Annotated in this window: 4 protein-coding genes and 1 pseudogene; 2 read left to right on the top strand and 3 right to left on the bottom strand. The window is 47.0% G+C overall.

Going from position 1 to position 6,210, the window contains the following annotated elements; genetic code table 11:
* Positions 1 to 665: 665 nt before the first annotated feature.
* Together AC3A8L_RS18970 and AC3A8L_RS18965 are read right to left on the bottom strand one after the other, a co-directional pair.
* Positions 666 to 1,001: a hypothetical protein gene (locus AC3A8L_RS18970; RefSeq protein ID WP_487963846.1), complete on the bottom strand. Its 336-nt coding sequence runs from the start codon at positions 999 to 1,001 to the stop codon at positions 666 to 668.
* 524 nt (positions 1,002 to 1,525) lie between these two features.
* Positions 1,526 to 1,643: pseudogene (locus AC3A8L_RS18965) on the bottom strand (NAD(P)/FAD-dependent oxidoreductase); the annotation flags it as partial.
* 240 nt (positions 1,644 to 1,883) lie between these two features.
* Here AC3A8L_RS18965 and AC3A8L_RS18960 point away from each other — a divergent pair.
* Positions 1,884 to 4,355 (top strand): hypothetical protein, encoded by a 2,472-nt coding sequence (locus tag AC3A8L_RS18960; RefSeq protein ID WP_487963845.1) that lies wholly within the window; start codon positions 1,884 to 1,886, stop codon positions 4,353 to 4,355.
* A 2-nt stretch (positions 4,356 to 4,357) separates the two neighbouring features.
* A complete protein-coding gene (locus AC3A8L_RS18955) occupies positions 4,358 to 5,425 on the top strand; it encodes an NAD(P)/FAD-dependent oxidoreductase (RefSeq protein ID WP_487963844.1) in 1,068 nt (355 codons plus the stop codon).
* A gap of 102 nt (positions 5,426 to 5,527) precedes the next feature.
* Here AC3A8L_RS18955 and AC3A8L_RS18950 read toward each other — a convergent pair.
* Positions 5,528 to 6,210: hypothetical protein (locus AC3A8L_RS18950; RefSeq protein WP_487963843.1), on the bottom strand; the 683-nt coding region annotated here is incomplete at its 5' end.

Below are 6,210 nucleotides of genomic sequence, written 5' to 3'. Positions count from 1 at the left end.
TTAATTATTTCACGAATACCACGTTCAACTACCCGACAATGGCCGAGGCTTATCGCGTTGCGGCTTTAAATGGTTTGAACCGACTTCAGCGTCAGTAGTTAAGGCTTTTAATCTAAAAGACCTTAAGGGTCTTTTTTTTGCCTGTATGGCGGGTATGTGATTTTTCTAGTAACTATTCAGGCGGGCTCGAATCATACTCACCAAAAAGGCGAATTGATTATTTTCTGGGTATTCAAGAAGCAGGAACGCTTGCATAGCGCCCAGGGGTGGCTTGAGCGGCCCAGTAAAATAGCTGGGACAGGCACTCGTTTTAAGTCGCCTGCGGTTATAAGGCAGCGGGCTTAGCGCTTTATCTGAAAATATTGCTTGGTCTGATGCCGGAGGCGGGTAGTTTTATTATTTTTTAGAGTGAGTGTCTCTTTTAGTTGGCCTGCGGTCATAAGACTGCGGGCCTACGGCTTTATCTGAAAAATGCTGCTTGGTCTGATACAGCAGGCGAACAGTTTTGATTGTTTTTTAGAGTGAGTGTCTCTTTTGGTCGATAATTAAGGACTTCTAACTTATTTGTTTACCGGCGAAAAAACGCGCAGCGGTTTTGAGTCCTAGCCCGGCGTTGCGGAGCAACGGATTTAGACGGCTAATGGTGCAACTGTTTTTTAAAAGCTTTACCAGAACCACAAGCTCTCCCCATTCTTTGTTCCTATTGAAAAGTCCCAACTACCAGTTTTTGCATTGTTTATTCCATCAACTAACATTTTAAGATTGTTCTTACCTACTGAAAAATACGTTTTCTCTTCATCAACTTCAAAAGACCATCCACTTGGGTTCTCATGCTGCTTTATGACCAGTTTATGCGAGGGTCTTTGATCTCTAGGGTGTCCTAACAACTGGTCTTTGCCCTTCCTATCTAGTGATATCGTCCTCCAGCTATCTGAAGAGCATTCAAATAGAGCATTAAGATAATCTATTAAAGAAGAATAACCTTCCTTATCTGCATTCATGTGCCAGCCCGGATAATTTTTCTTTTTTGGGGAATAGGACCAAAGAAACAAATTACCCTTTTTACTCCATTGGTTAATACTCATAAGCTTCTAACATTTGATTCACGTTCATGGTCACATATAGACCTTTATGTCCACAACTATACCTAAATGACTAAATATAGCCATCTCCCAACATCAAGCTTGTGTCTACATCTAGGCATTTATCGACATCGCTTTCAATGACCCCTAGCCATTCGGCAGTAAGGTCGCTGTTTGGGTTCACCTGACGCTCTAACCAGTCACATCTCAAATCACCTTACAGGTAATGATCGGGCGTGGATAAAAAGGTGCCGGAACGAATCTCTGGGGCCGTCACAAACAGGATGTTTGTGCAGAGCGTACAAGGAGGTATTCACCGCGTGCCCCAGAGGTTCGTGCCGGCACCGTCCTGACCAAAACTCAGCCCAGTCAAGCCAATTAAACTTCTCCAACCCTAACCCATCCTCCAACAAAAAAACATTACCCAATATTACGCCCAAACACTAAACCAACTGCGCCGCACAATAACCACTAGCCAAGCCCATTGAAAATTAAACCCGCCAAGCCACCCGTTACATCCAAAACCTTGCCCACAAAAAATAACCCCGGTACTTTTTCGCTGGATTAATCGTTAACCATTCAGCAATAACAAGATAGCAGGACAGGCACTTGCTTCCAGCTTGGTGGATAAGCGTTTACAGACAATGGCGGTCATCGGGTAAAAATATCGCCTTAGGCAGCGAATTTTTTTATCGGTGATCTACCGAGCCATCAATCCCTAACCGTTGAAATCACCTAAAGAAGATACCCTGTTATATACTCGCCCCTAATTACTCAGTCAATAGACAAAAGGCGGACATTATGGCGTTAATTACCACACTTAAAGCACAGCTTGTTGCGTTATTTGAGAAGGACCCCGGTTGGGTGGCGTTGTTTAATCATCAGGGTTGGGTATTTGATATTGAGGGGCTAAAGGCTATGGACGCGCCGTTATTGAGCGACCATTTAACCTCCGCGTTGCTGGATATTGATTACACCCTGCCTGGCTTTGAGGACTTTCATAGCGAAGGGCAGTTATTGGTGACTCCGGGTATTCCCGCGCAAAGCTTGCTTTACCATGCGTTGGCTTCGCCTAATGTTATTGCTTCGCCCGATGGCTTTGAGTTAATGCACTTCCCCAGTTTGGCGTTATTGGACACTCTTGAAAACTTTATCTTTGCTGCCGTCGGTGCCACATTTGAATCGCTGGAGCAGCAAGCGCGTGAGCAGTTGGGGTTTTCGGACGGTGCGCCGGTAGAGCTAGCGGTTTGTAGTTTTAGCGTTGAATATCGCACGGCGGGTACAACGGTGCATGGCGAATATGCCGATCAGTGTTTTTCGCGTACCGGTATTGCGCGCGTAGGCACGGCGCCGGCGCAATATCAACCGGAGCTTCGGGGTTTTAGCCCATTCGTGGAAGGGGACGACCTTCACAGTATTCGCGTCTTGCCTTGCCGTTATTCACCGTATATTGCCGTGCGGGCGAAAGGGCGAAAGGATGTGTTTGGTCCTGCGGATAGCTTAAGTACAAGTAGCGGTAGCACTAGCATTGACGACCGCCAGAATAGTTTTTGGGTGCCATTGCATAAGTTGTTTAAAGGCGATGAATGTTTACAGGGCTTAAGCCTTGAGGTTGACCAGCAAGCGCAGCACTATAATCAAAAGCTCGAAAAATTTGGCCATTTACTAAACGATAAAGCGAACGCGGGGATTCCCGAAAGTGCACTCGGCGAGGCGCCATACCGTTTAAGTGAAAACCTAGCCGGCTGGCAATTAGCTAACGATTTTGGTGAGGGCTTGTTGTGCCCTGTACCGCACCCATTAGTGGCCGCTGCGACAGATAATAATCGACCCGTTGGTTTTACTAGCCCGGAAATGTCATCGGATGGTAGTAGTGTATTTTACGATTCTTTTGCGCCAAGCTTGGCTATGCAGGCCGAGCAGGGCGCGCGGCCATGGCCGGAGTATGCTCACGTGCGCGAGCAGGTTGAAGATGATGGCAGCACTACAAGCTTAAGTGATAATCCTAATGTGATAAATATTACTAAGCAAGGCGGTTATACCGCGCTGCATTATTTAGACTTTGCGGCGGATGGTTTTATTACCCCCGTAATAACACATGATGGCCAGCAGCCACTTCAAAATAATGGTCAAACCTTAGCTGCCGTAAGTGCTTATTCGCTGGTTTCTGCCCCCGACTTTTTCCCGCGAGTGCGCCAGCGTTTTATTTACCAGTGGTGGAAAAACGAAATACCCAATAAAGCGAATAATGGTCAGTTGCCTAGTTGGTGGCAATGGTTGGTGGACAATGGATATTGGGAAAGTGTATGGCGAGCCGAGCCTGTTCCGCTATCCGATATTCGCATGGCGGCTAATATTCAAATGCCGAGTACACCTTTTGTTGCCGATGATATTACCGGTAGTGCGATAGTTTCATTAGTGCAAACGCCATCGAATGGTTTACCCAATAACGTTAGAAAAATGCCCAATACACGGCGCAATACCTTTTTGCCCGACGGGGCCGCAGGTGTTTTTGCACCGGGTTGGGATACCAGCTTTGATACCCAAAAAGAAGATGGCCAAAATACGAATCATTTAGCGGCTTATGGTTTGGGTAGCCCATTCCCTGAAGATGCCAAGTTATGTGCGGCACTAAGTACCTTTTGGCCAGCGGCTGCACCGGATACGACACGCACCTTTTTTGAAGTGCCTTTTTCGGCGGGTAGCGTAGTACCGCTGACCGATGATGAAATGGGTGTTGGTGATAAGCCCAGCTGGGATGGCTTAATCGGGCCACATATTACCGAGCAAAATGGCGAAAATATTACGGTGCAATACCCCGATTACCCACGCGCGGATTACACGCGTAATGCGCTAGAAGGGAAGTTATCTATCGCACAAACTGCGAAAATTTCTTTTGAAGAATATCAGCGGCGCTTATTGACCATGTTACGCACTTATCGTGCAATTGGTGAAATTGATAATAAAGAAAATGCGCATATCGTATCGTTTAAATCCGTGGCTGCACTGGATGTTGAGTTAGAGCAGGCGCAAGAACAAACGAATACCGAATTAACCGGCCCTATATATCGTGTTGAAGGTTTTAATAATCGTTTTAATGGGCAAGTTAATGTGAGTGCGCCGACCAATACGGATGCCAGTGGCCATTACACAACACGGCAAGTGGTTATTAGCTGGGTGGTGTTTGTGGGTACGGATGGCGGTGTGTTAATGCGGCTTAAGCAAGGCGATGGTTCGCAGCGCCGAAGCCAGTGGGCGCTGCAAGACGCTTAGCAATGGCGGATGTACAGGTAGTGATTATTGGGGGTGGCCCTGCCGGTGCGGCCGCCGCCATTAGTGCGCGCCAATATGGTTTAAGCGTTACCCTTATTGAGCAGCAAGCTTTTCCTCGGCACCGGCCAGGGGAATCTTTACATCCCGGCATCGAGCCCCTATTACTGCAGTTAGGGCTCACATCCCAGTGGCTTAATGAGTTTACGCGTTTTACCGGCCACTGGCAGGAGGCTTGCGGCAAACGCCAATTTCAGCCTTTTGGCTGTGATGCGGCCGGGCCATGGCAGGGGTTTCATATTCCACGCGCTACGCTTGATCAAAAATTACTGGGTGTCGCTGCTGAGTTGGGTGCGACGATACTTCAGCCTTGTAAGGCAAGTGCAATTAAGAAGTTAGGCGAGAGGTATTGTATTAGTACTGTACCGCAGGGGGAGTGGGTAGCTGATATTGTTATCGATGCCTCCGGTGCCAGCCATTGGTTATCGCGACAGCTTAATCACGCGGTTACGCCCTACAGCCAACCGCTGTATGCCCGTTATGGTTATGTGGAAAAAAGCGCGATCGATTTTCTTGATCCTTGTTTTAATGCCAGCGCTAATCGTTGGTTATGGCTGGCGGGTATTAATGCAGAGCAATTACATTGGACGCAATTAACGTTTAACGGATCGCCTGCGGACCTTCAGTTAATTGAAAATGATAATGCACTACACGGTGATGCGGAAAAAACACTGCATCGCCCCTTGAAAAAACCACCTGCCGAATTAGCCCACGCCAAAGCGATTGGCCCGATTCGCGGTGCTGATGTTACTTGGCGAAAAGCTGAGTATTGTTCGCAAGGCAATTTTTTTAAGGTCGGTGATGCAGGTTTTGTGCTGGACCCGGCTAGTTCACACGGTGTGCTGAAAGCATTGATGTCGGGTATTTTCGCGGCTCATGTCAGTTGCCAGCGATTGAATGGGAACCTATCTGTGATGCAGGCGCAGGATTGTTATCAAGCTTGGATAGATGATCACTTTAATCATGATAAACAAGCGTTATCTGATTTTTATTCAAGCCTGGTCTCCGCGTAAGGGGCATTAGGCTGATGTGCTGTTTGGGTGGGGAGGTGAGCATAGCGCCGCAGCCGGTGGCTTCAAGGTTGAAATCGATTGCGGCGTTAATGCGTTAATGCGTTATTGGTTTTGCTTGTTAATCTCGGTTGCTAAATCGGTAAAGGCTTCTATACCCATTAGCGTACTGTACGCAGAGGTGTGCTGGTAAGCGGCTTGTAGTAGAAACTCAATAAAATCATAAATGCTTTTAATGGGGCCGGCGTGGGTTGAGTGTTTTTTAAGGGTAAGACCGGAAAAGTGTTTGTGTAGTTCTTTAACTAAGAATTTTTCGGCTGAATTTTTAGCGCGAAGTTGTTTTATTAAATCATCAATAGCATCTTTTAGTAGCGCAATTTCAAGCGCGGACCAATGTTTTTCTTGCCCGACTTTTTCAATAACATTATTACTGAGCGTTACCTCTAGGTAGGTAATAATATTGCTGAGCGTTAATTCTAGTTGGGTATTAATGGTGCCCATTAGCGGCTGTGTATCACAGCATTCGTGTAGCATAACACCTGCGAGTTTAGAATTTAAAATGGCAATGTCTGTTAGCCCTTTAATTAAAACGGAGGCCGGAATTGCTGGGCTATACAGTGTTGGGATCTTACTTAGTAAACTGACTTCCCAGGCGTGCGGAACCATATCAATATTATTCCATAATCGCGTGGTACTTGCGGCCAAGCGTTGGTCGTAATATTTCGCCCAATCTTGGTTTCCTGCGGCAGGCCCCGCGCTGGGAACTACGGCAATTTGACTACTGCCGG

The organism is Marinagarivorans sp. (assembly GCF_982758155.1).
This window is presented reverse-complemented; position numbering and strand designations above follow the sequence as displayed.

Bases quoted from the DNA above. Each gene is read 5' to 3' on its own strand.
- AC3A8L_RS18955 (WP_487963844.1), top strand. From the start codon at position 4,358: ATGGCGGATGTACAGGTAGTGATTATTGGGGGTGGCCCTGCCGGTGCG.
- AC3A8L_RS18970 (WP_487963846.1), bottom strand. From the start codon at position 1,001: ATGAATGCAGATAAGGAAGGTTATTCTTCTTTAATAGATTATCTTAAT.
- AC3A8L_RS18960 (WP_487963845.1), top strand. From the start codon at position 1,884: ATGGCGTTAATTACCACACTTAAAGCACAGCTTGTTGCGTTATTTGAG.